The sequence below is a fragment of the Agrobacterium rosae genome (genome assembly GCF_002915175.1).
GTDB classification, from domain to species: Bacteria; Pseudomonadota; Alphaproteobacteria; order Rhizobiales; family Rhizobiaceae; genus Agrobacterium; species Agrobacterium rosae.
The window spans coordinates 356182-382777 of the sequence record NZ_NXEJ01000008.1 but is presented as its reverse complement, the minus strand read 5'-3'; the positions used below and the strand labels follow the sequence as shown (position 1 = coordinate 382777).

General features: G+C 57.2%; 22 protein-coding genes. 7 read left to right on the top strand and 15 right to left on the bottom strand.

Annotated features, from left to right (window positions below):
- Positions 1 to 5 precede the first annotated feature (5 nt).
- A complete protein-coding gene (locus CPJ18_RS17560; RefSeq protein ID WP_077118189.1) occupies positions 6 to 377 on the bottom strand; it encodes a DUF4406 domain-containing protein in 372 nt (123 codons plus the stop codon).
- Positions 371 to 967, bottom strand: a complete 597-nt coding sequence (locus CPJ18_RS17555) for an NUDIX domain-containing protein (protein ID WP_077118187.1) — start codon at positions 965 to 967, stop codon at positions 371 to 373. The genes CPJ18_RS17560 and CPJ18_RS17555 overlap by 7 nt, the downstream gene beginning before the upstream one ends.
- Before the next feature lie 61 nt (positions 968 to 1028).
- Between CPJ18_RS17555 and CPJ18_RS17550 the strand changes: the two genes are divergently transcribed.
- The gene (locus CPJ18_RS17550) at positions 1029 to 1793 is read left to right on the top strand and encodes a DeoR/GlpR family DNA-binding transcription regulator (RefSeq protein WP_245445432.1); all 765 of its coding nucleotides are present in this window, start codon (positions 1029 to 1031) and stop codon (positions 1791 to 1793) included.
- A gap of 19 nt (positions 1794 to 1812) precedes the next feature.
- Here CPJ18_RS17550 and CPJ18_RS17545 read toward each other — a convergent pair whose 3' ends face one another.
- The 5 genes from CPJ18_RS17545 to CPJ18_RS17525 form a co-directional block, all read right to left on the bottom strand.
- Positions 1813 to 4788 (bottom strand): autotransporter outer membrane beta-barrel domain-containing protein, encoded by a 2976-nt coding sequence (locus CPJ18_RS17545; RefSeq protein WP_103659512.1) that lies wholly within the window; start codon positions 4786 to 4788, stop codon positions 1813 to 1815.
- A gap of 163 nt (positions 4789 to 4951) precedes the next feature.
- A complete protein-coding gene (locus CPJ18_RS17540) occupies positions 4952 to 5902 on the bottom strand; it encodes a sugar-binding transcriptional regulator (RefSeq protein ID WP_077104294.1) in 951 nt (316 codons plus the stop codon).
- A gap of 20 nt (positions 5903 to 5922) precedes the next feature.
- Positions 5923 to 7389 (bottom strand): FGGY family carbohydrate kinase, encoded by a 1467-nt coding sequence (locus CPJ18_RS17535; protein ID WP_103659511.1) that lies wholly within the window; start codon positions 7387 to 7389, stop codon positions 5923 to 5925.
- A 69-nt stretch (positions 7390 to 7458) separates the two neighbouring features.
- Complete coding sequence (locus tag CPJ18_RS17530) at positions 7459 to 8415, bottom strand: transketolase family protein (protein ID WP_103659510.1); 957 nt, start codon at positions 8413 to 8415, stop codon at positions 7459 to 7461.
- Positions 8412 to 9224: a transketolase gene (locus CPJ18_RS17525; RefSeq protein ID WP_103659509.1), complete on the bottom strand. Its 813-nt coding sequence runs from the start codon at positions 9222 to 9224 to the stop codon at positions 8412 to 8414. The genes CPJ18_RS17530 and CPJ18_RS17525 overlap by 4 nt, the downstream gene beginning before the upstream one ends.
- Before the next feature lie 230 nt (positions 9225 to 9454).
- On the opposite strand from CPJ18_RS17525, the gene CPJ18_RS17520 reads away from it, so the two are divergent.
- The 5 genes from CPJ18_RS17520 (at position 9455) to CPJ18_RS17500 (ending at position 14641) form a co-directional block, all read left to right on the top strand.
- Entirely contained in the window at positions 9455 to 10435 is a 981-nt protein-coding gene (locus CPJ18_RS17520) for an ABC transporter permease (protein ID WP_103659508.1), read from the top strand.
- A 116-nt stretch (positions 10436 to 10551) separates the two neighbouring features.
- Positions 10552 to 11481: a sugar ABC transporter substrate-binding protein gene (locus CPJ18_RS17515; RefSeq protein WP_077104284.1), complete on the top strand. Its 930-nt coding sequence runs from the start codon at positions 10552 to 10554 to the stop codon at positions 11479 to 11481.
- A 36-nt stretch (positions 11482 to 11517) separates the two neighbouring features.
- Complete coding sequence (locus tag CPJ18_RS17510) at positions 11518 to 12996, top strand: sugar ABC transporter ATP-binding protein (RefSeq protein WP_103659507.1); 1479 nt, start codon at positions 11518 to 11520, stop codon at positions 12994 to 12996.
- 22 nt (positions 12997 to 13018) lie between these two features.
- A complete protein-coding gene (locus CPJ18_RS17505; RefSeq protein WP_103659506.1) occupies positions 13019 to 13807 on the top strand; it encodes an SDR family oxidoreductase in 789 nt (262 codons plus the stop codon).
- A gap of 51 nt (positions 13808 to 13858) precedes the next feature.
- Entirely contained in the window at positions 13859 to 14641 is a 783-nt protein-coding gene (locus CPJ18_RS17500) for a glucose 1-dehydrogenase (RefSeq protein WP_077104278.1), read from the top strand.
- Between the two features lie 34 nt (positions 14642 to 14675).
- Here the strand turns inward: CPJ18_RS17500 and CPJ18_RS17495 are convergent, their stop codons facing one another.
- The 7 genes from CPJ18_RS17495 to CPJ18_RS17465 all read right to left on the bottom strand — a co-directional run bounded on the left by CPJ18_RS17495 (position 14676) and on the right by CPJ18_RS17465 (position 21445).
- Positions 14676 to 15623 carry a sugar kinase gene (locus CPJ18_RS17495; protein WP_103659505.1) on the bottom strand — a complete coding sequence of 316 codons (948 nt, stop codon included), beginning with the start codon at positions 15621 to 15623 and terminating at the stop codon, positions 14676 to 14678.
- Positions 15624 to 15629: 6 nt separating this feature from the next.
- On the bottom strand, positions 15630 to 16688 hold the full coding sequence (locus tag CPJ18_RS17490) for an ABC transporter ATP-binding protein (RefSeq protein WP_103659504.1): 1059 nt from the start codon (positions 16686 to 16688) through the stop codon (positions 15630 to 15632).
- Between the two features lie 29 nt (positions 16689 to 16717).
- Positions 16718 to 17539: a carbohydrate ABC transporter permease gene (locus tag CPJ18_RS17485; protein WP_167397930.1), complete on the bottom strand. Its 822-nt coding sequence runs from the start codon at positions 17537 to 17539 to the stop codon at positions 16718 to 16720.
- Complete coding sequence (locus CPJ18_RS17480) at positions 17539 to 18477, bottom strand: carbohydrate ABC transporter permease (RefSeq protein ID WP_103659502.1); 939 nt, start codon at positions 18475 to 18477, stop codon at positions 17539 to 17541. Before CPJ18_RS17480 ends, CPJ18_RS17485 begins: the two co-directional genes overlap by 1 nt.
- On the bottom strand, positions 18477 to 19805 hold the full coding sequence (locus tag CPJ18_RS17475; protein WP_103659501.1) for an ABC transporter substrate-binding protein: 1329 nt from the start codon (positions 19803 to 19805) through the stop codon (positions 18477 to 18479). Before CPJ18_RS17475 ends, CPJ18_RS17480 begins: the two co-directional genes overlap by 1 nt.
- Before the next feature lie 84 nt (positions 19806 to 19889).
- On the bottom strand, positions 19890 to 20549 hold the full coding sequence (locus CPJ18_RS17470; RefSeq protein ID WP_103659500.1) for a GntR family transcriptional regulator: 660 nt from the start codon (positions 20547 to 20549) through the stop codon (positions 19890 to 19892).
- A gap of 11 nt (positions 20550 to 20560) precedes the next feature.
- The gene (locus CPJ18_RS17465) at positions 20561 to 21445 is read right to left on the bottom strand and encodes a dihydrodipicolinate synthase family protein (protein WP_103659499.1); all 885 of its coding nucleotides are present in this window, start codon (positions 21443 to 21445) and stop codon (positions 20561 to 20563) included.
- Positions 21446 to 21747: 302 nt separating this feature from the next.
- Between CPJ18_RS17465 and CPJ18_RS17460 the strand changes: the two genes are divergently transcribed.
- Positions 21748 to 24417 (top strand): DNA translocase FtsK, encoded by a 2670-nt coding sequence (locus tag CPJ18_RS17460; protein WP_103659498.1) that lies wholly within the window; start codon positions 21748 to 21750, stop codon positions 24415 to 24417.
- 57 nt (positions 24418 to 24474) lie between these two features.
- Here the strand turns inward: CPJ18_RS17460 and CPJ18_RS17455 are convergent, their stop codons facing one another.
- Positions 24475 to 26472 (bottom strand): putative bifunctional diguanylate cyclase/phosphodiesterase, encoded by a 1998-nt coding sequence (locus CPJ18_RS17455; protein WP_103659497.1) that lies wholly within the window; start codon positions 26470 to 26472, stop codon positions 24475 to 24477.
- Positions 26473 to 26596 lie beyond the last annotated feature (124 nt).

The following is a 26596-nucleotide window of genomic DNA, read 5'->3' as shown; positions in this document are numbered from 1 at the left end:
CCGTTTCATTCTATCGCGACTTCGTTTGCAGACGGAACGTCCGCAATATCGAAATAGACTGGAAGTCCTCTTTCGCGGGCCAGACGAACGTCATTGTCTGCCCCGCGACTTTCGCCCGGCAGACGAAGCACGGCATCGCAGATTTGGATCAGCCGTTGGGCTGTAGGGTAAAAGATTTGCTCGTAAAGATCGTCACCAACCTCTTTGCCGCCCGCCGTGTGCCAAACTGGCTGCGCCACCCATTCGCCGATCATGGGGATATGTCCGGCCTGAAACAACGGCCATGAAGCCTGCTCCAATATCCTCTGGTTTGCTCTCATCTTTTCCGGATCGTCGCCCGTTCCGGAACGATAGGGACCTGCGATCAAAATCAGCATGACGAAACCTTTTCCCGTAACAGTCTGATGGTCAGGTGCTGCAAAAGAATGATCGTTTTGGCATCGCGGATGTCGCCGTTTGTGATCATGTCCATGGCTTCCGTCAGCGGAATTTGCAGCACGTCGATGTCTTCGCCTTCGTCAGTGGAGCCGCCGCCTTCACCGACTTTGTGTTTGTCGGAATATTCGCCCTCGAAGAAGGCCAGATACTCCGTCACGGAGCCGGGGCTCATGTAAATGTCGAAGAGGTGGGTCAGTGCCGATACGTCGTAGCCAGTCTCCTCGATGAGTTCGGCCTGCATCCGGGTCGCCGGTTCAGCTCCCTCAAGAAGGCCCGCAGGTGTTTCGATCAGGAACTCGAGCGCACCGTTTACGAATGCAGGCAACCGGAACTGCCGTGTCAGCAGCACCGTACCTTTGTCATTGTTGTACAGCAGGCAGGTTGCTCCGTTACCGCGATCATAGGTCTCCCGTTGCTGGCGCTGCCAGGTACCATCGCGCAGGCGGAGATCGAACTCGTATTTTGTCAGGCGCCCCCAATCATCCGCCAGAATGCGCTCGGATACGAGCCTGTAATTGCTATCGCTCATCGGTGCCCTCATTTACTTTCGTGCATTTTCGTGTAAATTCGTGCAGAGTCAAGGATGAAAAATGATGTTGGTTGACGAGAGAAAAGCACAGCTCCTGCAACTGCTAGCTCAAACCGGGCGTGTGATTGCGACGGATGAGAGCCAGAGAATGGGCGTGTCCGAAGACACGATCCGTAGGGATTTGCGAGAGCTGGCCAGGGATGGGCACCTGAAACGGGTGCACGGCGGAGCCGTCCCTCTCTCTCCAGCCGTGGCGAATTATTCAAGCCGGATCCATATCTCCGACGCCGAGAAAACAGACGTCGGCAGATGTGCCGCGGGAATGATCGAGGACGGGCAACTGGTCTTTCTGGATGGTGGTACGACAGCGGTTCAGCTCGCCCGCAGTCTGCGCCAGGATTTACGCGCCACCATCGTTACCCATAGCCTCAGCGTGGCTCTGGAATTGGCCGCCCATCCCCATGTGACCGTGGAAATCATCGGAGGACGCTTGTTCCGCCACTCCGTCGTCACGGTTGGTGCTGCGACTTTGTCCAGGCTGTCGCGATATCGGCCAGATATCTGCTTTATGGGAGCAACAGGGGTGCATCCTGATCAGGGCATTACGACTGGCGACAGCGAAGAAGCCGAGGTTAAGCGTTTCGTCGTGTCTATATCCGGAGCCGCCTACATCCTCGCATCATCGGAGAAAATAGGAGCCGTCTCGTCATTTGAAATTACGGAATTTCAGAACGTCGATGGCATCATCACGACATCGCATGCCGATGATGCGGCTCTAGCCAGTCTCCAAAGCGCAGGATGCAATATCATTATTGCCAATGGATGAGGTGCCGGGCGAGCGCACTCTAAAAATCAATCGACAAGTTCGCGTGTGCCGTATTCGACTGAAACCCGCCGGCAAATTCGCCGGAATAGGTCAGCGATAGGCGAGCCGACTTGGAAAGGTGGGCTGTGATGCCGGCCTTCAACACAAGCGAATTTTTTGGAATTGTAATTCCTTCAAGGATAAACGGGGAGCCACCTGCGAAACTGGTCAGCAAGTCTGGCGTTAGGTCGCCGGCGGCGTGACGCCAGCCTATTGTGCCGGAAGCGACGACTGGTAGATCGCTGGTCTGCAAAGCGGCGGACCAGCGGATGCCGAGGGTCGACAGGGACACATCGCTGGTGCCTCCTGATACCGACAAAGCTGCTGCTCCGCCACGTTCATTGAAATCATCGGTATCGAGGCTGACGTAAGCCAGATTGGCAAAAGGCTGAATGCTGAGATTCTCTTCCTCCAGCGTCCAGGAGATATCCCCGAACACCTGTGTTATGGCGCTGTCATATTTGGCGGAAAGCTGGTCGGTGAATGTACCAAACGCGATATCGCGTTGTGTCGATACCTCGTTTTTTGTGTGAATGGCACCGCCGACGACATTCAAAGGTCCGATATCGCCCGCGGCATAAAGGCCGACATGATAGGAATCGGCGCTGGCTTGAGGTTGTGCCGCAAGATGGCTGTATCCAAGAACCCCACCAAGTCGCCAATGATCTGAAACCGCCACGTCGGCTCCAAAGAATGTCCCGGCGATACTGGTATCAAATGCTCTGGCATTGCCGTCACTGGCAAAATTGTCTTGAGCGAGGATGCCCGAGGTCCAGAAGGAGACATCGTCAGCAGGTGCGGATTTTCGCTCATTCATCTGGTCGATAATGGCTTCCCGGGAAAATTGGCTGCCTTTTATAAACGCGCTTTTGAGCGAGGCGTGGATTTCTCCGTTGAGCTGCGAAAAGGCGCTTTGCGCGGTCTGGATATCAAGCGGCAATATTGCTGAAAACAGTGTGTTCGTAACACCAAAGTCCTCAACTGCCGCAGCAGTTGCACGATCATTTGCCGTTAACGCGACATCCTGAAACCGAACAGCATTGCGATCAAGGCTGAGATCGACGCTGGTGCCGCCGTAGGTAAGCGTCGGGGAGAGGAAGGCAAAGTCGCTGGCAATGCTGTCGAACGTTCCCGTGATGCTGTTGGCGGTCAGGATCGTATAATCCGTTGATAACTTATAGGTGCCGGTGGCAGCGCGGATATCCAGAGTGCCGCCGTCAATATTGATTGTTCCCGCATTGATCCGATCGGACAGACCATTGGCGTTGATGTCAAGCTGATAGGTCGAGCCGGTATGGAACGTCAGATTTCCAGTGACGTCGAGCGTCGCGATACCGGGTCCAGGAGAGAGAATGCCCCCTGCATTTACGGTCAGCCCCCCAGACACACCACTGCCGGACAAGAGGCCGCCGTCAAATATGTCGATGGTACCGGCAACCGTTCCTTGATTGACGAGTTCGCCGCTCGTAACCGTTGCTCCGCCTGTGATCGTCCCGGTATTGGAAAAATATCCATCGGTGTTCACCAGCGAAGCTATGGTGCCGTCATTTGCGGCTGTTCCCGCATTCGTCACCGTGCCTGCCGCAGCGCCGTTGTTGTTCGTGAATGTTCCTTGTTTGCCGATCTCGATATTGGCAAGCGTCGCGTTGTTGACGATCGTTCCTCCGTCAATCTTCGTCGTCCCCGTAACCTCACCACCACCGTTGTTGGTAAAGAGCCCGCCGTCATTTTGCAGAGATGCTATAGTACCGGCATTGGTTACCATGCCTGAATTGCGAATAGCGCCAGCTGTTGCACCAGCGTTGTTGACGAAGGCAGCAGCGGCTGCAACATCTGCGTCCGTAACAACGAAATTGTTCGTGACCGTTCCGCCGTAGACTGTCGTTGCGCCGGTCACCACGCCTCCGACATTGTTCGTGAAGGTTCCATCATCATTCTGAACCGAAGCGACGGTACCAGCGTTCGTTACTGTGCCGGAGTTTCTGACATCGCCCGCGGTCGCGCCAGTGTTGTTGACGAAAGCCGCCGCCTCCGCGACGTCTACATCCGTTACGATGAAGTTGTTCGTCACCGTTCCACCGGAAACGGTCGTAAGGCCGGTTACTACGCCACCAGAGTTGTTCGTAAAGTTTCCTGCATCATTTTGAAAAGATGCTATCGTCCCGGTATTCGTAACCGAACCGGAATTTCTGATCGCGCCAGCTGTTGCACCAGCGTTGTTGACGAAGGCTGCGGCCGCCGCAACGTCCGCGTCGGTCACGACGAAATTGTTCGTCACCGTTCCACCGGAAACGGTGGTCTTTCCGGTGATGGTTCCGCCCGCATTGTTGGTAAAGTTGCCTGCCGTGTTCGTCAGCGACTCAATCGTGCCAGCATTGGAAGCCGTGCCAGCATTTGTAAGCGCGCCTGCGGTGCCTGAGCTGTTGTTGGCAAAGGTTCCGCCTGATGAAACGGACACGTCGCCCACCGTTCCATTGTTGGAAAGCGCAGTCCCCACGCCCACGGACGCACTGCCAAGAGCCCCATTCACCGTTACATTGCCGTTGCTCAGATTGAGTTTGCCATTCAACGTGCCGTCAATGCCAAGGCTGCCGCCATTGAGGTCGACATCCGAGTTCAGCACGCCACCTGCATTGATGCCGACGCTGCCAGACGTGATGGTGCTGCCGCTCGTTACCGTCAGCGCACCAGTATTGGTAATGGTGACATTGCCACCGTTCACACCGAGCCGGTCGATCGTGGCTTCATTCGTAACCTGCGGCGAGCCGCTATTGACGGTTGCCGTATCTGTTTCACCTGGAAGGTTCGGATTCCAGTTCGCCCCTTCGCTAAATTCATTGTTGGCAGTGCCTGTCCAGACGGACTGACCGAAAGTAGGCGTCGTGAGGGCGAGCGAGACCAGTGCTGTGAACAAGCCGAGGCGCCGGGAGAATTCCGGAAGCAGTTGTTGGTTCATTCGCTAACCAATGCTAAGAGCGCCAGCCTGCATCGGCGGACGGTTAATAACCTCTAGCGGATCATGGTTAATTGCGTGTTAAGCAGCAGGTAATCTACCTTTGACGCCATTCTGACGGTGGGTAAGCTAGCAGTTCAGGGCCTTACGCCCTGTTGAACTGCCATCACGTCGTCAGGCGCTCGGCGGTAAACTTGTCCGTTACGAGCATGTCGATGACGCCGATGCGAAGTGCGCCGGCGATTGCAGCGGTTTTTTCACGGCCCCCAGCCAGAGCAATCACGCGCTCGACTTTAGAAAGGTCTTCGAGCGAAATTCCGATCACGCGTTCGTCCAGCGGCGTTTTGACGAGATTTCCATCTTTGTCGAAGAACCGTAGCGAGACGTCGCCAACCGCGCCGGCTTCCGCCAGGTCCGCAAGCTCGCGCGCGGAGAAGATATTGCCTGAGCGTGCCAAAAGCTCTGAAGGTTCGACGGCCCCGATGCCGACGATTGCCAGCGAAATGCTGCCGAAAAGGTCGAGCGTATCGCGGACGAACGGATCGCCCATCATCAGCAGCTTGGCTTCACGAGACGTCGTGACGCCCTGGACGGACAGAAGTTTTGGCTCCGCCCCGGTCAGCTTGGCCAGTCGCGTCGTCAATTGCGTGGCGTGGGTTTGCACAGATGGGTCACCCATACCGCCCAACGTCTGCACGACGTATTTCGCCTGCGCGCTTTTCTGCGGGTGGATGTTTTCGACCATTTTGAAGATCGTCTGGCTCCAACTCGAAACACCGATAATTTCGCCGGGCGTCAGGGTGATTTCCAGAAGATGTGCCGCTGCTTCGCCGATCCTCGCCATGATCGCGCCGTCCCGGTCCTCGGAGCAATCGACGACGACGGCTTCTGGAAGATTGTAACGCTCACGCAGAGCCTGCTCCAGATCGGCATAGGTGCCGGCTGGCGGGATGACCGTGGTTCGCACGATATCTTCTGCTTCCGCACGCTTCAGCATCCGCGAAACGGTTGCCTGCGAAAGACGCAGATGCTGTGCAATGTCGGCCTGGCGCTTGTGCTCGATGTGGTACATCTGCGCGACGCGAGAAATCAGACGGAGTTCATTGAGGCGTCCCATCGTCACTCCATGGTGAATTTTTATTCACCTTTATCGAGTGCCGGTTGAAACGTCGAGCGAGCAATTGCATCATTCCACGCTTCAACACGTTTCGAGCTATCAATTCCGGTTGGTTCTAGGGTGGTGGTGGTGCGCGGGAGTGCCGATATGGCTTGGACATCTGCCCACATTCCAAGAGACAGGCCAGCAAGATGGGCAGCGCCCAGCGCTGAAACTTCCGGTGCCTCGCTCTGAATGACCGGATGTGCCAAGGCATCCGCTACCGTCTTCATCAGAAACCGGTTCTGGCTCGGTCCGCCATCCACATGCAAAGCACCAAAGCGGGTCTGTGTCTGGCTTTGCATGGCTGCGAAAACATCTCGAACCTGAAAACCTATGGAATCCGTTACTGCCCGTGCCATCTGCGCGCGGGTGGTGTTGAAATCGATCTGAGAGAAGAGGGCGCGCGCCTGCGAATCCCAATGGGGGGCACCGAGGCCGACAAAGGCGGGAACGAAGCCCGGTCCGTTCGGCTCTGCAGTGGCGGCAAGATCGACAAGGGCTGCGACATCTGGCAGTCCCAGAATGGCCGTCATCCAGGGCAGGCTGGCGGCCGATACCAGAATATTGCCCTCGAATGCGAATGTCGGCACGCCGCCGATGCGCCATGCAACGGTGGTGGTGATACCGTGTTTCGGTGCCAGGAACTCCGGCAATGTTGTCATGACCGAAGAGCCGGTGCCAAATGTCACCTTGGCGTCTCCGGGGTTGAATGCGCCGTGTCCGAACAAAGCGCCGTGACTATCGCCGATTGCCGCGCGGATCGGCGTGCCATCGGCCACGCCGGGAAGGCCGCGTGTGACGCCGAAGTCGCCGGAGCTGTCGCGCACCTGCGGCAAGGCGTCTTTCGTCACGCCGAACAACGCGCACAATTCGTCGCTCCAGATTTGCTGCTTCAGATCGAACAGCTGGCTGCGGGCAGCATTCGAGGCATCGCAGGCATGTACCGTTCCGCCCGTCAGGCAGTGAATCAGCCAACTATCGATCGTACCGAGGCGAACGGCGCGTCCCGCCGGCGCGCGGTCCAGCAGCCAGCGCATTTTCGGGCCGGGAAACATGGGGTCCAACGGCAGGCCGGTGATGGATTGCACGTTCTCCAGATGTCCGGCCTCGATCAACCGGGCGCAGTCAGCGGCTGTGCGGCGGCACTGCCAGCTGATGACGGGCGCGAGCGACTGCCCGGTTTCGGCATCCCACATGGTCACGGATTCGCGCTGGTTGGAGATGGCAAGCGCTTCGATTGTGACGCCGGGTGCTGCGCTCAAGCAGGCTTCGATGGCCTCGCAAACCGATTGCCAGATACGGTCTGCACTCTGCTCCACCCAGCCGGGTTGCGGGTAGGAAATGCCAACCGGGGAAGCGCCACGCGACAGAACGGTGCCGGTTTCGGCAACAAGCACGGCTTTGGAATTTGTGGTGCCCTGATCAATTGCGAGAATGGCGCGCATGATGGTGTTTTCCCTGCGTTCATAAAAGCCGGGCCGCCCTTCGACGGCCCGGACAATAGTCTGAATGGCTTACTTGCGCTTGAGAAGAGCTTCCGTCGCATCTGCAATGGCAGCAGGTGCCATGCCGAATTCGTCCAGGAGGAATTCTGCTGAGCCCGTGGGCGCGAATATGCCGGGAACGCCCAAACGCTTCATCGGAACCGGCGCATGATCGACTACTACTTCGGCAACCGCGGAGCCGAGACCACCATAGATCGAATGTTCCTCGGCCGTTACGATTGCGCCAGTCTCATTGGCCGCCGCGATGATCGCGTCTTCATCGATTGGGCGAACTGTCGCCATGTTGAGCACGCGTGCTTCGATGCCACGGGTGGCTAGAATGTCGGCAGCCTTCATCATCCGGTGCGTCAATGTTCCGTTGGCGATCAGCGTCACATCGGACCCTTTTCTCAGCACGTTGGCACGGCCGAGTTCGAAGACGTGTCCCTCCGGCAAGAGGTCCGGCACACCGACACGCGACAGCCGCAGGAAGCATGGACCGGCGTAGCTGGCAGCCCATTCGATGGCCGCTGCCGTTTCGATCCTGTCGCAAGGCGCGATAACCGGCAGGTTCGGCAGCACGCGCGTCCAGGCGAAGTCTTCGATGGAATGGTGCGTCGGTCCGAGGTCGCCATAGGCCATGCCGGAGGAAATGCCGACCAGCTTCACGTTGACGTTGGAATAGGCGAGGTCGGCTTTGATCTGTTCCAGCGCGCGGCCGGTCAAAAAGCAGGAGGCTGCGCAGACGAAGGGAAGGCGACCGCCATTGGCAAGACCCGCGCCGACGCCGATCATGTTCTGTTCGGCAATGCCGACATTGATCAGCCGTTCAGGAAACTTGGTTTTGAAACCGCCAAGCTTGGAAGAGCCAACGGAGTCGTTGCAGACGGCAACCACGGTATCGTCATTGGCGGCCAGCTTTTCCAGCGTTTCGGCAAAGGCGTCGCGGCAATCGTAGAGTTTCGGGCTTGATACGGGTGCGTTCATGATGATGCCTCCGACAGTTCGCGCATGGCGATGTCATATTGTTCCTTGCTTGGCACTTTGTGGTGCCAATCGACCCGGTCCTGCATGAAGGAGATTCCGTGGCCCTTGTTGGTGTGGGCGACGATGCAATGGGGGCGTGAACCACGATGTTCGAATGCGGGGACGATCTGCGACATGTCATTGCCGTTGATTTCCGTCACCTCCCAGCCGAACGCTTCCAGCTTTGGACGCAAGGGTGCGATATCGTTCGTGTCGGATAAGGATGCACCCTGCTGGAAGCGGTTGTGATCGATCGCCAGCGTCAGATTGTCGAGACCGAATTGCGCGGCAGACATGATCGCTTCCCAGTTGGAGCCTTCCTGCATCTCGCCGTCACCTGTGATCACATAGGTATGGTAATCGGCACCGGACAGTTTTGCCGCCTTCGCCATTCCCACAGCAACCGGCAGGCCATGACCGAGCGGACCGGTGTTAGTCTCGACGCCGGGAACCTTGTTGCGGTTCGGGTGGCCGTTCAGGCGCGAATGGGGCTTCAGAAAGGTCGAGATTTCGTCTTCGGGAATGAAGCCGCGCTTGGCCAGAGTTACATAAAGCGCGCATGCCGTGTGTCCCTTGGACAGGACGAACCGATCGCGATTGGGATCCTGTGGCGCATCCGGCGAAACACGTAGGACGTGGAAATATAACGCCGTCAACATGTCGATGACCGACATCTCGCCACCAATATGTCCCGCGCCAGCCTCGAATACGGCCTGCAAATCGCGCCGGCGAATCTGTCGGGCGATGAGCTCAAGCTCCTTCAGCTGCATGTCATGTCTCCCTGAATAAATATTCACTAATAGATATATTTGCACATTCGCCTGATTAGTCAAGAGGGGGATCATGTTTTGCAATTGTGCAGAGGGTAGTTTGAAAAACATAGCCCTTGCGTTCTCTCTTGACAGCGGTAGAAAGGATCGGTAATGAATTTTCCAGCAAGTGTGAATATTTATTCTGATACGGCACGTTACTGCCCTGTGCCGAACCATTGGGAGGAACAATGGCTGCGATTGATCTAAAAGAGCAAAGCCGCTCGTCCAGAAATCCCTTTGCCAAACTCAAGGGAGCGACCGGCCCGCTGATCGGACTGCTGGCGCTGTGCGTTTTCTTGAGTGTTGGCACCGACACGTTCCTGTCCGTCCGTAATGGACTAAACATTCTCGACCAGATTACCGTCATCGGCATCATGGCCGTGGGCATGACCTTCGTCATTCTCATCGGTGGTATTGATCTGTCTGTGGGCTCGGTTCTGGCGCTGTCGATGATGATCATGGGGTGGACAGCCAATGTTGCTGGCCTGCCCATGGGCGTCGCGATTGTCTTTGCGCTCGTTGCATCTGGCATTAGCGGCCTCATCGTCGGAATATTGATAACCACGTTTAGGGTGCCCGCATTCATCGCTACGTTGGCCATGATGTCGGCGGCCCGTGGTGTCGCAAACATGATTACCGATGGACAGCAGATCGTTGGTTTTCCGGACTGGTTCATGATGCTGGCCATTGATCGCCACTTTGGCGTTCTGACCGCGACAGTCTTCGTCATGCTGGCCGTTCTGATTGCCGCCTGGCTGTTCCTGCAGTTTCGCGCTGAAGGCAGGATGGTCTATGCGGTGGGCGGAAATCCGGAAGTGGCACGCCTGGCTGGTATCAAGGTGCACCTCGTCACCATCGGCGTCTATGTGCTGTGCGCCGTGCTTGCCGGGCTTGCGGGTATCGTGCTGGCGGCGCGGCTTGATTCAGTCCAGCCGTCGAGTGGCTTTGGTTACGAACTCGATACGATTGCAGCCGTGGTCATCGGTGGCACGTCTCTGACGGGCGGTGCAGGTGGCATTGGCGGCACCCTGATCGGCGTCCTCATTATCGGCGTGCTTCGAAACGGTCTCAACCTGCTCAATGTCTCACCTTTTTTGCAGCAGGTCATCATCGGCGTCGTCATTGTTCTTGCCGTTGGCGCGGAAACGCTCCGCCGCCGCAGAAGCTGATATTTCCGGGCCGCGTGGCCCGGACACAAGAATTCCCCTTCAAGACATTTGAAGCGGAGCAAAGACCTGAGGGCGGAGGACGTACCAAAAGGTCAGGTTTAACCCAGGAGGAAATAATGAAACTCGCTCGTATTCTGATGACGTCCGCTGCCCTTCTTTCGCTTTCATTCGGTGCCGTGCAGGCAAAGGAAGTGAAGAAAATCGGCCTTGCGGTTGCCAATCTTCAGGCAAACTTCTTCAACCAGATCAAGCAGGCCGTCGAGGCTGAAGCCAAGACGCGCGGCATCACGGTCGTCACCGTCGATGCGAAGGGCGATGGCCCGACGCAGGTCAACCAGATCCAGGATCTTCTGACGCAGAACATCGATGCGCTCATCTACATTCCGGCTGGTGCCGCAGCTGCAACCGTTCCCGTGAAGCTCGCAAAGGCCGCTGGCGTTCCCGTCATCAACATTGACCGTAATGCCGATGGTGCTCCGGGCGACACATTCCTCGCGACCGATTCCGTGGCTTCCGCCAACGCCGTTTGCAAGCACATCCTCGAAAAGGCTGGCGGCAAGGGCAAGATGGTTATCATCCATGGCCAGAAGGGTACCACGCCTGAAGTCGACCGCACCAAGGGCTGCATGGAAGCTGTAAAAGCATATCCGGATGTCAAGGTCGTTGCCGAACAGTGGTCCAATCTCTGGAGCCAGGATGAAGGTTTCCAGATCATGCAGAACATGCTTCAGGCCAATCCCGACGTCTCGATCGTCTTTGCTCAGGCCGACGGCCTGGCACTCGGTGCGGCACAGGCCATCAAGGTTGCCAAGCCCACACAGACCATCGCTCTGGGCGGCTTTGACGGTGATACAGCCGCTCTCGAGGCCCTCAAGAACGGGGTCTTCGACGTAACCGCAACACAGCAGACGCAGAAGATGGGCCGCGAAGCAGTCGATTCTGCCGTGAAGATCGTTGCCGGTGACAAGGTGCCAGCGGTTCAGTTGCTGGATGCCACTTTGACCACGAAGGACAACGTGGCCGGCTTCATCGCCAACCACCCATAATCTGGTCTTTCGCAAGCAATCAACGGAGGGTGCGACATGGCTGAACCGGTGCTGTCACTGAAGGACATATCCAAGCGATATGGTCCTCTGGAAGTCGTCAAGAATGTGAGCCTTGATGTCTATGCCGGCGAAGTCGTGGCACTTCTTGGTGAAAACGGTGCGGGCAAGTCCACCTTATCAGGCATCATTGCTGGGTCTCGCACACCCTCCGAAGGTTCCATGACATGGCTGGGGCGGCCTTATGCCCCAGCCTCCCCAAGAGAGGCAATCGACAAGGGCGTTGTGCTGATCCACCAGGAACTGCAATTGCTGCCTGAGTTGACGATAGCCGAAAATGTGTTTCTGGGTCGCTGGCCGACCCGTAACGGTGTCGTTGACCGGGCGCAGATGGTTAGCCGCGCGCAGGAACAGATGTCGCGTCTTAACCTGCATATACCCGCCACCCGCAAGGTTGCAGGTCTGTCCACCGCCAACCAGCAACTCATCGAGATTGCCAAGGCTTTGGCGCTGAATGCCAAGCTTCTCATTTTGGACGAGCCGACGGCAGCACTTGGTGGGGCAGAAACCGAGGCCCTTTTCGAGCAGGTCCGCAAGCTGCGCGCCGAAGGCGTTGGCATCATCTACATTTCCCACCGTATGGATGAAATCCGCAAGATTACCGACCGCATCGTCGTCCTGCGCGATGGTGAGCGCGTCAACGAATTTGCCGATAGTGCAACCCCGGTCAGAACAATCGTCGAAAGCATGGTGGGGCGGCCGCTGGAAAGAATGTTCCCCCAGCGTTCCCTACCCACGGACAAGGTTGTGCTGCAAGTTGCCGGCCTGACATCGGCGGCGAATTCCTTCAGGGACGTGACCTTCGATCTGCATGCGGGAGAAATTCTCGGTATTGCCGGGTTGGTGGGCGCGGGCAGAACCGAATTGGTTCGCGCAATTGCAGGCGCTGATCCCATTCGATCTGGCGCAATCCGCCTCAATGGCAAGGAACTGGCACTGCGCAGCCCATCCGACGCCATCGACAACGGTATCGTCATGGTGCCGGAAGACCGTAAGGATCAGGGGCTGATCGTCTCGCATCGCATTGGCGAAAATCTGATCTATGCCAATCTCGACCAGTTGGGCGGTCGCTGGCTGAGCAGTGGCATGAAGCGCGACTTTGCCAATAATGCAATTTCCAAGTTCGGCGTGAAGGGGCGTGGCGAACAGCCCGCATCCGATCTTTCCGGCGGCAATCAGCAAAAGGTGGTCATTGCCAAATGGCTTGCCCGCAATCCCAGCGTCGTCGTGCTGGATGAGCCGACCCGCGGCATCGACGTTGGTGCGCGTGCAGGCATCTACGATATTATCGCCAACCTCGCCAAACAGGGCGTTGCGGTCATCGTCGTCAGCTCCGACCTTGAGGAAGTGCTGGGCGTCTCGCACCGCATCCTTGTGCTCGCGCAGGGCAATCAGGCTGGCATTCTCAACCGTGACGAGGCCAATGACGTCTCGATCATGGAACTCGCAACCAGTTGAATTATCATTGAAAGGAAGAGCGATGGCCGACATCACGCTCAATGCTCCCAAGCTTTTCGATCTGTCCGGACAGGTCGCCATCGTCACCGGTGCCGGAAGCGGCATCGGCCAGCGGATTGCCATCGGTCTTGCGCAATGCGGAGCCGACGTGGCGCTGCTCGATCGTCGCAGTGACGATGGCCTGGCCCAGACGGCGGAATTCATCCGCTCTGCGGGACGCAGGTCCATCCAGATCGCGGCAGACGTGACGAGCAAGTCGGCCCTGGCTGACGCTGTCAGCCGCACCGAGGCCGAACTTGGAAATCTTTCCCTTGCCGTCAACGCCGCCGGCATTGCCAATGCCAACCGCGCCGAGGATATGGAAGAAGATCAGTATCAAACCCTGATGGATATCAATCTCAAGGGCATATTCCTGTCTTGCCAGGCACAATCGCGCGCCATGCTGAAACACGGCAAGGGCTCGATCGTCAATATCGCCTCCATGTCGGGCGTCATCGTCAATCGGGGCCTCAATCAGGCGCATTACAATGCGTCCAAGGCAGGCGTGATCCATATGTCGAAGTCGATGGCGATGGAATGGGTGGATCGCGGAATCCGGGTCAACACCATCTCGCCGGGCTACACGGCAACGCCGATGAACACCCGCCCGGAAATGGTGCACCAGACAAAGCTTTTCGAAGAGCAGACTCCGATGCAGCGTATGGCGAGCGTCGATGAAATGGTCGGCCCAGCCGTCTTCCTGCTGTCCAATGCCGCGAGCTACGTCACGGGTGTCGATCTGCTGGTCGATGGTGGTTTCTGCTGCTGGTGACAGGCGGCTAACCCCTCAGAACCCAACTAAATACCATCAAATGGAGGTCGCATGTCCCGGTTTCATAACAAGACGGTCGTCATAACCGGCGGTAGTCGCGGCATCGGTGCCGCAATTGCAAAGCGCTTTGCGGAGGAGGGGGCCAATCTCGTGGTCTCCGCCAATGAAGAGGCGGTTCACGCCGTGGCTGAACAGATAAAGGCGGATGGCGGAAAAGCCATTTCGGTTGTCGGAGATGTCACCAGCAAGGCCGACGTCGTCGCGCTTTACGATGCAGCCGAGAAGGCATTCGGTTCCGTCGATGTGTCCATCCAGAATGCCGGCGTCATCACCATCGCCAAAATCGAGGACATGACCGAAAACGAGTGGGACAAGGTCATGGCGGTCAACACCAAAGGTGTTTTCCTCTGCGCCCAGGAAGCGATTGCCCGCATGCGCAAACACAAGCGTGGCGGCCGCATCATCAACACGGCATCCGGGCAGGCGCGTGACGGTTTCATCTACACACCGCATTACGCCGCTTCCAAAATGGGTGTCGTTGGCATCACCCAGAGCCTTGCAAAAGAGGTGGCAGTGGAAGCCATCACCGTCAACGCCTTCTGCCCCGGCATCATCGAAACCGATATGTGGGCCTATAATGACGAGGCGTGGGGCAAGCTGCTGGGAACCTATGCGCCCGGAGAACTCATGAAGGAATGGGTTCAGGGGATTCCCATGAAGCGTGCGGGCTCCGGTGCGGATGTCGCTGGTCTGGTGACGTTCCTCGCAAGCGATGACGCCGCCTATATCACCGGCCAGACCATCAATGTCGATGGCGGTCTGATCATGTCCTGATGCATATCTCGGTAATTTCGCAGGCCGCTCTCAATCACGGCTCGTGAAGCGTTGATATCCACTGATGAAGCCGTGCCTCTGTTTCGGCTCTCGTCGGCGTACCTGCACGACCACCGAAGACAGTACATTTCAGAGCGGCAGCAACCGAAGACAACTGAATAGCTTCGCGGCTTTTGATGCCTTCCGCAATCGCAAGGGCGAATGTACCGTGGAACACGTCTCCGGCCGCCAGCGTATCGACGGCATCCACTTTCAGTGTCGACTGGAAATGAACCGCCGAACTGCCCGGCTCCGTCCAATAGCAGCCCGCGGGTCCTGCGGTGACGGCAATGAAGGTCTGTGGATAGCGCGCGTGCAAGATCGGCAACATGGCGGGCACATTGCTGGTGCCAGTCAGACTTTCGGCAGCAGGTTCTGAAAAGATAATGTGCGTTGCCGCCGGTGCGAGCCTCGTCAGTGTTTCTACCGGTGCGACATCGCCATCGAGAACGGCATGTTTGCCAAGAGAGCGTGCAAGCGTTAGCACATCAAATGCCAAGTCCGGCCAGCGTACATCGACCAGAACGGCATCGAAGGGTGCCAGATCATCCGCCGTGCAGGAGCGTTTGGTCTCATGCAGTTTGGCGTCGTAAAACGGCACGATCAGCCGCTCGCCGTTGTCATCGATAATGATGGTCGAGAGGGCTGAGCGTGCACCCTTCGCGATTGTCATACCCGATGTATCGATGCCGCTTTCGGTGAGGTCGCGAAGAATGCGGCTTCCCGTTTCATCGTCGCCCACGGCACCCCACAGGCTGGCGCGGCCGCCCATGCGGTGAATGGTATAGGCGGCGCTCGATGCCATGCCTTCGGCAATCTGCAGCATGTCGTAGGGCAGCACCTTGCCTTGGCCGGTGGGCATGTCGTGCACCCGGAAAAGCGTGTCCAGCACGGCAGCGCCCACGCACAGCACATGCTTGCCGTGTTTTTCGTTATCACCCATGAACGATCAGATTCGCTTGCCCGTTTCCCGGTCGAAAAGATGCACGGAGGCGGGATTGATAGCAATGCTGACGGTGTCGCCAAAGCGAATATCCAGCCGCTCGCGGAACAGGCAGGCAATGTCCTCGCCTATGCAATCCAGCTTCGCATAGATTTCCGAGCCCGTGCCTTCGACCAGCCCAACCCGGCCTGCGATCCCGTTTTCGGCAACACGGATATGTTCAGGCCTGATACCATAGACGAGATCACGCCCGCCGAGTTCGGCGGGATTTGCCGTCTGAGGTAAGGGCAGTGTAAGCCCCTTGGAGGTGCGGAAGACGCCTTCTTCTACGCGGCCACGAATGAAATTCATGGCGGGTGAGCCGATGAAACCGGCAACGAAGAGGTTGGCGGGGCGGTCATAAAGCTCAAGCGGCGCACCAATCTGCTCGATAACGCCATCATGCAGCACGACGATCTTGTCGGCCATGGTCATGGCTTCTACCTGGTCGTGGGTGACATAAACGGTGGTGGTGCCGATGCGCTGATGCAAGGCCTTGATTTCGCCGCGCATCTGCACCCGCAGCTTGGCATCAAGGTTGGACAGGGGCTCATCGAACAGGAAGACCTGTGGATCACGCACCAGGGCGCGTCCCATGGCGACGCGTTGGCGTTGACCGCCGGAGAGCTGGCGTGGGAAACGATCCAGCAGCTTGTCCAGGCCGAGAATGGCCGCCGCCTTGTTGACCTTCTCGGCGGTTTCACTAGCGCTGACCTTCTTTAGCTTCAGCGCAAAACCCATGTTTTCTTTGACTGTCATGTGCGGATAAAGCGCGTAGTTCTGGAACACCATGGCGATATCGCGATCACGGGCGGGCAGGTTACTGACCTCACGCGCCCCAATGCGGATTTCGCCGTAGCTGACTTCTTCCAGACCCGCAATCATGCGCAGCAGAGTTGACTTGCCGCAGCCGGAGGGGCCGACGAGGACGACGAATTCACCATCGCCAATGTCGATATCGATGCCGTGGATGACGTTGACTGCGCCGAAGCGCTTTTGAACATTCTGAATATTGACCGGTGCCATGGTTTTGATCCCGTAATGAATTTAATGAGTTAACCGCCTTTGACGGCGCCGGCAGTGAGGCCTGCAACGATCTGTTTCTGCGCGAACATGGTGAGCAACAGCACTGGCAGCGTGACGATCAGCGCCGCGGCCGCAAGCGGACCCCAACTGACCTGCTCGAAGGACAGCATGTTGTAGACCGCGACCGGCAGGGTGCGCGTTTCTCGGCTGGCCAGCACGATGCCGAAGACGAAGTTGTTCCAGGAAAAGATGACGGCGAGAATGAAGGATACCACGATGCCAGGCTTGGCAATGGGCAGTGCCACGAGGCGGAACACCTGCCAGGACGACGCACCATCCATACTGGCTGCTTCCTCGAGTTCCTTCGGCGTCGTCTCGAAATAGCCGATCATGATCCAGACCACGATGGGTACGGTGACGACCAGATGGATGATGATCTGCGGCCACAGTGTGCCCAGCAGGTTCAGCCATTGGAACAGAAGAAACAGCGGAATAAGGAATGAAAGGCCGGGCGTCATACGTGCGATCATGATGACGATCGCTGCCTTCTCCGCCTTCAGACGCGCGATGCCGTAACCGGCGGGAACGCCGATGACGAGTGCGAGGAAGGTGGCCGCGCCTGTGACCAGGACGGAATTCCAGAAATACAGGAAGAAGTTGTTCTCCTCGAATACCTTTACGTAGTTCGACCATGCGAAGCGTTCGGGAATGAGGATGGGTGGATAGGCTCCGTTCTCTATCTCGTATTTCAGCGAGAGCGAGATCATCCAGAGGAAAAACAGGATGACGGGTGAGATCATCACGAGCGCGACGAAGAACAGGCCAATCTTATTGAGCGTCTTGCGTTTCATCAGCGATCCTCCATCTCGTTCCATTGGGTGCGGGCACGTACCATCAACAGTACGAAGGACAGCGCGACAATGACGATGAAGAAGACGACGGCCATGGCCGAGCCGTAACCGATGTCGTAATAGGCAAAGGCCGTGTTGTAGAGATAGATGTTGATCGTTTCAGATGCCGTACCGGGTCCGCCCTGCGTCATCGCATAGATGATGTCGAAGCTCTTAACGGCATCGATGGAGCGGATGATGACCGCAATCATCAGGAAGGGCGCGATCATCGGCATGGTCAGATAGCGGAACTTCTGCCAGGCGTTTGCTCCGTCGATCTCGGCGCTTTCGTAGGGCTCACGCGGCACAGCGGCGAGGCCTCCGAGAACGATGAGCATGACGAGCGGAGTCCACTGCCATGTTTCCACCAGCACCAAAGAGGGAATGACGGTCGACTGATTATAGATCCACTCCAGCGGGCCGATGCCGATAAAGGACAGGAGATAGTTCAACACACCAAGCTGGGGATGGTACATCATGGTCCAGACGAGTGCGATGGCAACCGGAGTTGCCATCATCGGCATGACGAAAATGCCACGCAGAAAGCCGCGTAACGGAAATTCCGCATCGAACAGCAATGCCGCCAGCGTACCAAGAAACAAGGGAGCGACAACCGATAGCGTCGTATAGACCAGCGTATGCCAGAGCGATTCCCAGAACCGCGCATCGCTTGCCAGACGGATGTAGTTGTCGAAACCGATGAAGCTCTGTTCCTGCCCCAGCGTCCAGCGCTGCGCGCTCATCCACAGGGTAAACACCCATGGAAAAACGATCACCGCTGCGATGACGACGAGGGCGGGTATGACGAAAGGCCAGTAGTTGGGAGCAAGCCGCGTGGGCTTGCTCCTTCTGACGAGTTTCGTTGGCCTTGCGGCATTTTCGATGCTGACGGACACCATTATCCCTCGCTACGTGCCAGAACAGGTGCGAACTGTTCGGTCGCTTTCTTGAGTTCGGCTGCCGGGTCTGCGCCACCAATCATGTTGGTGAGGCCGACGCCGTAGATGTCGCGGAATTCCGTGACCGGGATGATGACGGGAAGGGCCAGCTTGGAAACCTTGCCGGACCCAACGACCGCATCCAGCCACTCCGCTGGCATCTTCACACCTTCGCGAACTTTGGCATCTTCCAGAATGGACTGACGGAACGGCACGCCTGCACCGGCCTGCAACAGGCGGGCACCCATTTCGTGGGAAATCGCCCATTGGCAGAAGAGGTATGCAGCTTCTTTCTTGGTGGAGGCTTCAACCACGCCAAGGCCGTCACCGAATGTGCCCGCAGCCTGTTGCGCCGGACCCTTCGGCATGACGCCGTAGCCTGCCTTGCCGACGACGCGCGACTTTTCCGGGTTTTCGATAGGGGGTGCAAAGCCGACGCCATCCAGCCACATGCCGATCTTGCCCTGAAGGAAGGCCGATTGCGCTTCTGCCCAGTTGAACCCGGAAACGCCGGGAGGCGCTGCCTTTGTCATCAGGCGTTGGTAAAGCGTTGCCGCTTCCACTGCTTCCTTGGTTGTGGCGTCGATCTTACCATCTACGATTGGTGCTGCGCCGTAACCCAGCATCAGCGATGTCCAGACCGGCGTATTGGCATTTTTCAGGCCGCGCGCCACGAAACCATAGGTGTTGGTGGACGGATCGGTCAGCGCTTCCGCTGCGGTAAGGAGCTCTTCGAAAGTCTGCGGATATTTTAGGCCCTTGGCTGCAAACAATTCCTTGTTCCAGTAGAGGATCCAGTAATCCACTGAGAAGGGCAGGGAGCGCAGAACGCCATCGCTATCCTTGGCAAACTGCATGCCCGCTTCTGCAAAATCGCTTTCGACCAGCGAAGGATCGGTCAGTGTCGGGTCTTTCAGGAAGCCGCTGATATCAGCCAGCCACTTGCCCTTTTCGAACTGGCGCTTCTGGACGTGATAGCTCAGGTGAACCACGTCGAAGCTTGGCCTGCCGGAGGACAGTTCGATGACGACCTTCTGGCGCTGCTGTTGTTCCGGCGTTGCCTCGGCATTCACCTTGATGCCGGTCAGTTCTTCGAATTCCTTGATGTATTTCAGAAGCGTCTCGCTGCGCGGGCTTTTGACGAGATTGACTTCCAGAGTCGTGCCAGCGTGCTTTTTCCAGTCGACGGCAGCGGCTGCCGGGCGAATGCCGAGTGCGGCAGTGCCGGCAATAGCTGCCGTTCCGGCCATGAATGCACGGCGTGTGGGATTGAGCAGTGAATGCGTCATGTGTTCCTCCTCCTGTTTGGCCGAAAATCTCCTCACCTTCGGCCGATGATTTATAGTCCGTTCCTCATCGGATCGACCGATGGTCTAAACTGCTAGAGCCCGGTCTCTCGCATTGCGAATGTGGGCGACCAGTCTTTCCGCCGCTTCTTCCGGTGCCCGTCGCTCGATGGCTTCGAGAATGGTCAGATGCTCCGCCATCACAGATTTGACGTGACCGGCAATGCGAAAGCGTTCCTGGTTGATCAGGCGCATCTTGATGGAATTGACGCGGTAGGCATTCGAGATAATGGAATTGCCGAGCGAGTCGATGAAAGCATCGTGCATGCCCCAATCAACGGCCTGAGCACGCGCATCCAGCTCCGGCGACGTCTTGCCGCTCTGCGCTGCCTCTCCAATATCGCGGTGCTCCCTAATCATCCCTGCAATCGTCTCGTCGGAAGCCGTGCGGGCGAAAATAGCCACGGCTTCCTTTTCCATGAAAATGCGAAACTGGAATGCTTCGCGGATGAGATTGATGTCGATATGCGCCACCTGAAGCCCGCGCTGTGGCACCGTCTTGATCAATCCATCTGCTTCCAGCCTTGGAATGGCCTCACGGATTGCGCCAAGCGGTAATCCCGTCAGCTCCACAAGGCGACGTTGGGAAATGAACTGGCCTGGGCGAACATCGCGCGCGAGAAGATGGAGCGTGAAGCTCTCATAGGCCTTTTCGCGCAACGTGGTCTGTTCGCCAGTGTCATCCATGCATTTTCTTTCTAAGCCGCTTGGCTGCGGAAAAGCGACTCGAATGCCGCCACAAGCTTTGTACGGTTTTCAGCGGAAATGGAAACCAGTGGTGGACGAACGGAATGCCATGTGTTTTCGCCGGTCACATGCGAGACGAGCACCTTCACCGCAGGCGTAACCGGATATTTCAACAGTTCACCGACAAGGTCCAGGACGCGGGGGTCATCCACGCCGTCCACGGCCATGGCGCGGACTTCATTTGGAAGGAAATTTGCGCAGCCAGAAATCGCACCCTGACCGCCAAGGCGAACACCTTGTGCCAGATGACGCTCGTCGCCGATGAGGATGATGAGGTCTCGGTGTTCGGCCAGCAGTCTTTGCGTGTAAGGCCAGTCACCGGACGAATCCTTTACGCCGGTAACGATGCCCGGAAATGCGTGGCGCAGGCGGCCGATCAATTCGACCGAAAGCGCGACCATGGTGACCGAGGGGATGTTATAAACGAGAATGTCACGCGCCTTACCCCCAAGCTGCTGAAAAACAGCCGAGAACCATTCGTAAAGACCATCATCGCTGACATTCTTGAAATAGGATGGTGGCGCGAGGAGAATGTTGCGCACGCCAGCATCGAGAGCGGCTCCGGCTTGATCGGCGGCATCTTGCGCTGAGTCGACTAGGACGCCTGCGACGAGAGACGTCGCATCGATGCCCGCGTCCAGACATGCCGACAAGACCTCGGCCCGTTCCCTGTTGCCGATGGAACTGCCTTCACCAGTCGTTCCAAACAGTGTGACGCTGTTGCAGCCAGCGGCTAGCGAGCGCTTGGCTTGCGCAACCAGTTCCGGGAAATCAATGCTTCCGTCCTGCGCAAAAGGGGTTGTGAGTGCTGCCGAAAGGCCGAATTTACCAGTCAATGTCCTGCTCCTCCTGAACTGACCATCATCTGATACGACATTAACATGTTAGTTGTAAAGTCAATATTTGTTAGTTGTGACTGACCAATGGATAAAATGAGTTTAGTATGGATTTAAAGAGGCAGCGATGTCGATAAGTATCTGGAAGGACTGAGATTTCCATATGTATCCGCAGATTTCGGCCGCGTGGCCATGCAGACACAGCCATAAATAAGATCATGAAAACGCATCCGAGAGGGGCCGTTGGCAACATGTGATTAACCTTTATTTTCTATCTCATTTGTTGTGCCGAATGTCCGTTTATGATGAGTGTACAGGCTGTGATGCGTTTTCCTCGATCGAATTCAAACTATTCCCTCAACATGATAGATGAGCGAGGACAGGAACAGTCCATTGCGGAGCCTAGCGCTTCTCAAGACATCCGCCCTGAGTTGATGCCGTTAACGGCAGATCAGCGTGCCGTTATAGGGCATAATGCCGACCAGAACGCAGCCAATGCGATCGAGGGCCGTGAAGAGATGCCTTTGTGGCAAAACCACTTTACGCTTGGGCCAAATGTACGTTTTACCCGCACGCCGCAAAATCTTGTGGCTGGAAAGCAGGCTCCGACATCTGCGCAAAGCAGAGCCGAGACTGAAATCGTGCCCGTGGCTGCTGCGCCAGAGCCAGCGGTGGTCGCCGCCGTCGAAAAGATCGCGCCGAAGCAAGAGCCTGTGGAACGCCGGATCGCAAAACCAGCCGTGCTGCCGCAGCCGCCGGGCGCAACAGGAGCGCTGGCGCTGACCTACCGCCTGCGCCGCGAACTGGCGCTGCGTCAGGAGCAGGAAGCATCTACGCCGATCGAAGCTGCTGCCGACGTGACGCAGGTATCGGACGCAGTCAGTGCCGAACAAATAGACGTTGCATGTTTTCCGACAGAGCAGCCCGCAGCTTCATTCGACGTTCCTGCCTTTGCAGAAGTCCTGTCCGACGAAATGTTCTGGGAAGCAATGAGCCTGGATGTCGGGACGACCATCCTGCCACCGTCCCAGCCCATGCGGCTTGCAGAACTGGCGCGCATCAAGGCACAACGGGTCGCTGCAGCACCGATGGCCGCCGCTGTCGTAAAGCCTGCTCCGCGTCCGGCCCAGGTCATCCGTCAAACACTTCCAACCATTGAAAAGCCAGCATTCATTAAGCCGGAAGGCTCAGCGGTTGCGCTCTATCGACAGGTCGATGTTCGCCCTGTTCAGCAGTCCGACATTCAAGAGGTTGAACAGCTTCAGGTCTCCGCTGCGGTCGAAGAGCCGATGCCGGTTCCTGCCGTTGTGGAGGAAGCGGTGGTCGAAGCTGTCGCGCTGACCGCACCGCGCCGCGAAATGCGCACCGTTGCCCGCAACGCCAATCAGCCGATGTTCCTAGACGCGCCGGTCTTCGGCGAGGGTGAGTACGAGTTTCCGCCGATCGATCTGCTGCAAAAGCCGCAGGTTCTGCAAACCACGACCATGACGCCTGAAGCGCTGGAACAGAGTGCTGGCCTTCTGGAAAGTGTTCTCGAAGACTTTGGCATTAAGGGCGAGATCATCGATGTACGTCCCGGCCCGGTCGTGACGCTTTATGAATTCGAGCCAGCACCCGGCGTTAAATCTTCGCGTGTCATCGGCTTGTCGGACGATATCGCTCGTTCCATGTCGGCGCTGTCAGCCCGTGTTGCCGTGGTGCCCGGCCGCAATGTCATCGGTATCGAGCTGCCGAACCCGGTTCGTGAGACAGTCTATTTCCGCGAACTGATCGAATCCCCGGATTATTCCGAAACGCGCATGAAGCTGGCGCTCTGCCTTGGCAAGACCATTGGCGGCGAGCCTGTCGTGGCGGAACTGGCCAAGATGCCGCATCTTCTAGTCGCGGGCACCACCGGTTCCGGTAAATCTGTTGCGATCAATACGATGATCCTGTCGCTGCTTTACCGGTTGAAGCCGGAAGAGTGCCGCCTGATCATGGTCGATCCCAAGATGCTGGAACTGTCGGTCTATGACGGTATTCCGCACCTGCTGACACCTGTCGTGACCGACCCCAAGAAGGCCGTCATGGCGCTGAAATGGGCTGTGCGCGAAATGGAAGACCGGTATCGCAAGATGTCGCGTCTGGGTGTGCGCAATATCGATGGCTACAATGCTCGTGCGGCCTCTGCCCGTGCCAAGGGTGAAACGGTCATGTGCAACGTGCAGACCGGGTTTGATCGCGCCACCGGCGAAGCCGTCTACGAGCAGGAAGAAATGGACCTGACGGCCATGCCTTACATCGTCGTTATCGTCGATGAAATGGCCGACCTGATGATGGTGGCGGGTAAGGAAATCGAAGGCGCTATCCAGCGCCTGGCGCAGATGGCCCGTGCCGCCGGTATCCACCTCATCATGGCGACACAGCGTCCGTCCGTGGACGTGATCACCGGCACCATCAAGGCGAACTTCCCAACGCGTATCTCCTTCCAGGTCACGTCGAAAATCGACAGCCGCACCATTCTCGGCGAGCAGGGGGCCGAACATCTGCTGGGTCAGGGCGATATGCTGCACATGGTCGGCGGCGGTCGTATCTCTCGTGTGCACGGTCCATTCGTGTCGGATGAAGAGGTCGAAAAGGTCGTCGCACATCTGAAAACACAGGGCCGTCCGGAATATCTGGGCACCGTTACCGAAGACGCAGACGAGGCGGATGAGGGCGTGGAAGAAGACAGCGCTGTTTTCGACAAATCGGCCATGGGCGAAGACGACACGGCAGACCTCTACGAAAAGGCCGTGAAAGTCGTGCTGCGCGATAAGAAGTGCTCGACGTCATATATACAGCGTCGCCTGTCTATCGGCTACAATCGCGCCGCCTCGCTGGTTGAGCGCATGGAGCAGGAAGGCATCGTCGGACCTGCGAACCATGTCGGCAAGCGCTCGATCATCGTCGGTGAGCGTGAGATGTGCGAAGTACCGGGTGCGATCGACTGAGACGCCAGCTCATGAAGAATATGAACCCGGCGACTCACAAGTGCCGGGTTTTTTCATTCAAGCTGGGCGCATAAGGCCGGTGCGGGGAAGGTAACGTGTAGAGCAGCCTTCGAGCTTTTCCACCGGGGCAGGGCGCCCCACATAATAGCCCTGGACCTGATCGATCCGCAGCTCTTTCAAAAGCTCAAGTTGCTCGGCGGTCTCGACGCCCTCGACCAATATCTTGTGGCCGCGGTTGCGAATGAGGCCGATGATATCGCTCAGCATTGCCCTGCCGCGCGGTGTCATGCCGTCATGAAGGAAAGACTTATCGATTTTCACAGTGTCGAAGTCGATCAGGCGCAACCACGACAGTCCTGCAAAGCCGGTGCCGAAGTCATCCAGCCAGATTTTGATGCCCAGCGTCTTGAGATCGCTGATGCAACGCAGGACATCCGAATTCATGTCCATCTCAAGACCTTCGGTAATCTCGAAAGCGAGCCTGCCGCCGGACACGCCCACATCACCCAGAATGGCGGCGATGGAGGTAGCAAAGCCTGGGCTTTTCAGCTGGATTGGCGAAACATTGACGCTGACGACTGACATCCTGTCGCAACGGATGACCTGTTGGCAGGCGGTGCGTACGGCCCAAAGGCCAAGTTCCATGATCGTGCCGGTGCGTTCGGCAATTGGAATGAATATGCTTGGTGGTACAGACGTTCCATCCAGCAGCTTCAGTCGCATCAGAGCTTCCACGCCATCGATCTTGCCGGATGAAAGGTTCTTGATCGGCTGATAGACAAGCGACACCAAGTCTTGCTCAATCGCAATGTTGAGAAGAGCTGCGACGTTTTCCGTATCGTCACTATTGTGGGGATCGTTTGGATCGAACAGCTTGACCGTGTTGCGACCATTCGCCTTGGCGAGATACAGCGCGCGGTCGGCCTCATTGACGATGCGTTCCAGCTTCGGATCGGGCTGTGGTCGCGTGAAGGATGCGCCAACGCTGACGGTGATGACGGATGTGCCGTCCCGCCGTCTCTCATGTGCCAGGGCCATGCCCTCTACGGTTTTTCGCAGCGTCTCGGCTATGTCTTCAATGTCTTTATGCGTTCTGAACCGGGCAAGCGCGATGAATTCTTCGCCACCATAACGTCCGATCACCGCGTCGAAACGGCTCATGCTGGTTTCCAGCATCTGCGCGACCTGTATCAGGCAACGGTCACCTTCTTGATGGCCGTAATAGTCATTGTACTTCTTGAAGAAATCGACATCGATCAGAAACACCGCGAAATTATGCTCGGCCTTGATCCACTCATCCCACAGCTGACGCAACCTGCTGTCGATTGCCCTTCGATTTTCAAGGCCTGTCAACGGATCGGTGTTGGAAAGCCGCAAAAGGGCTTCGCCGCGATCTTCCGCCTCCTTCTGCTGCACCTTGGCTTCGATGGCGTTGAGGAACACATGGTAGCGCTCGCGGTTGAGACGCAGGTTCACGTAGGACGTGAAGGCGAAGCAAGTGAGGTAAAAGGTACCAAAGGCAATCAGATAATAGATATCTTCATGGAAATAGCTCAGCGCGACGAAATATGTCCCGAGGATCAAGCTGGACGCGATCAGCGACAGCTTGAAATTGAAGGTGAAAAAGAGGTTCGCCCCCATCATGAATATCGCGCCAAAAACCATGTAATAGGACATATTGGTAACGTGGCTGCTCATCATCGCTGGCAAAAGCCAGCCGATATAGCTGCTGACCACCGCAGCAGCACAGGTAATGTCCATCTGGTCCGTCTTCACTTCGGCGCGGACCTGCATTTCCAACGTCATCAGCGCTAAAATGCCGACCACGAAACGGACAAACATCGTATGGATGGCGACGTCTGGAATGAGAAGAAGGTCGGTTAGCGAGAACATCAGATAGATAGGCCCGGAGGCCCACAGGCCTCGCCGTATCGCCAGTCGTCTTTTCGTATCGGCTTCTTCCAAGAAGAGTGCGCGCATCGTATCAGCCGATCTCTTGCGAGAAGCGTCCGCATGCAAATCAAACTCAACCACGTCTGCTAAACTGTGCTTCATGCACTGACCCATTGGTTGCAATAATTTCGCAATAATGCCTTCGCTATTCCGCCGATTGTTCGACAAACCTGCTCCAAGACTTTGGTCTTTCATGCGCGGATTGCAGAGTAACAACGAGCGCCGA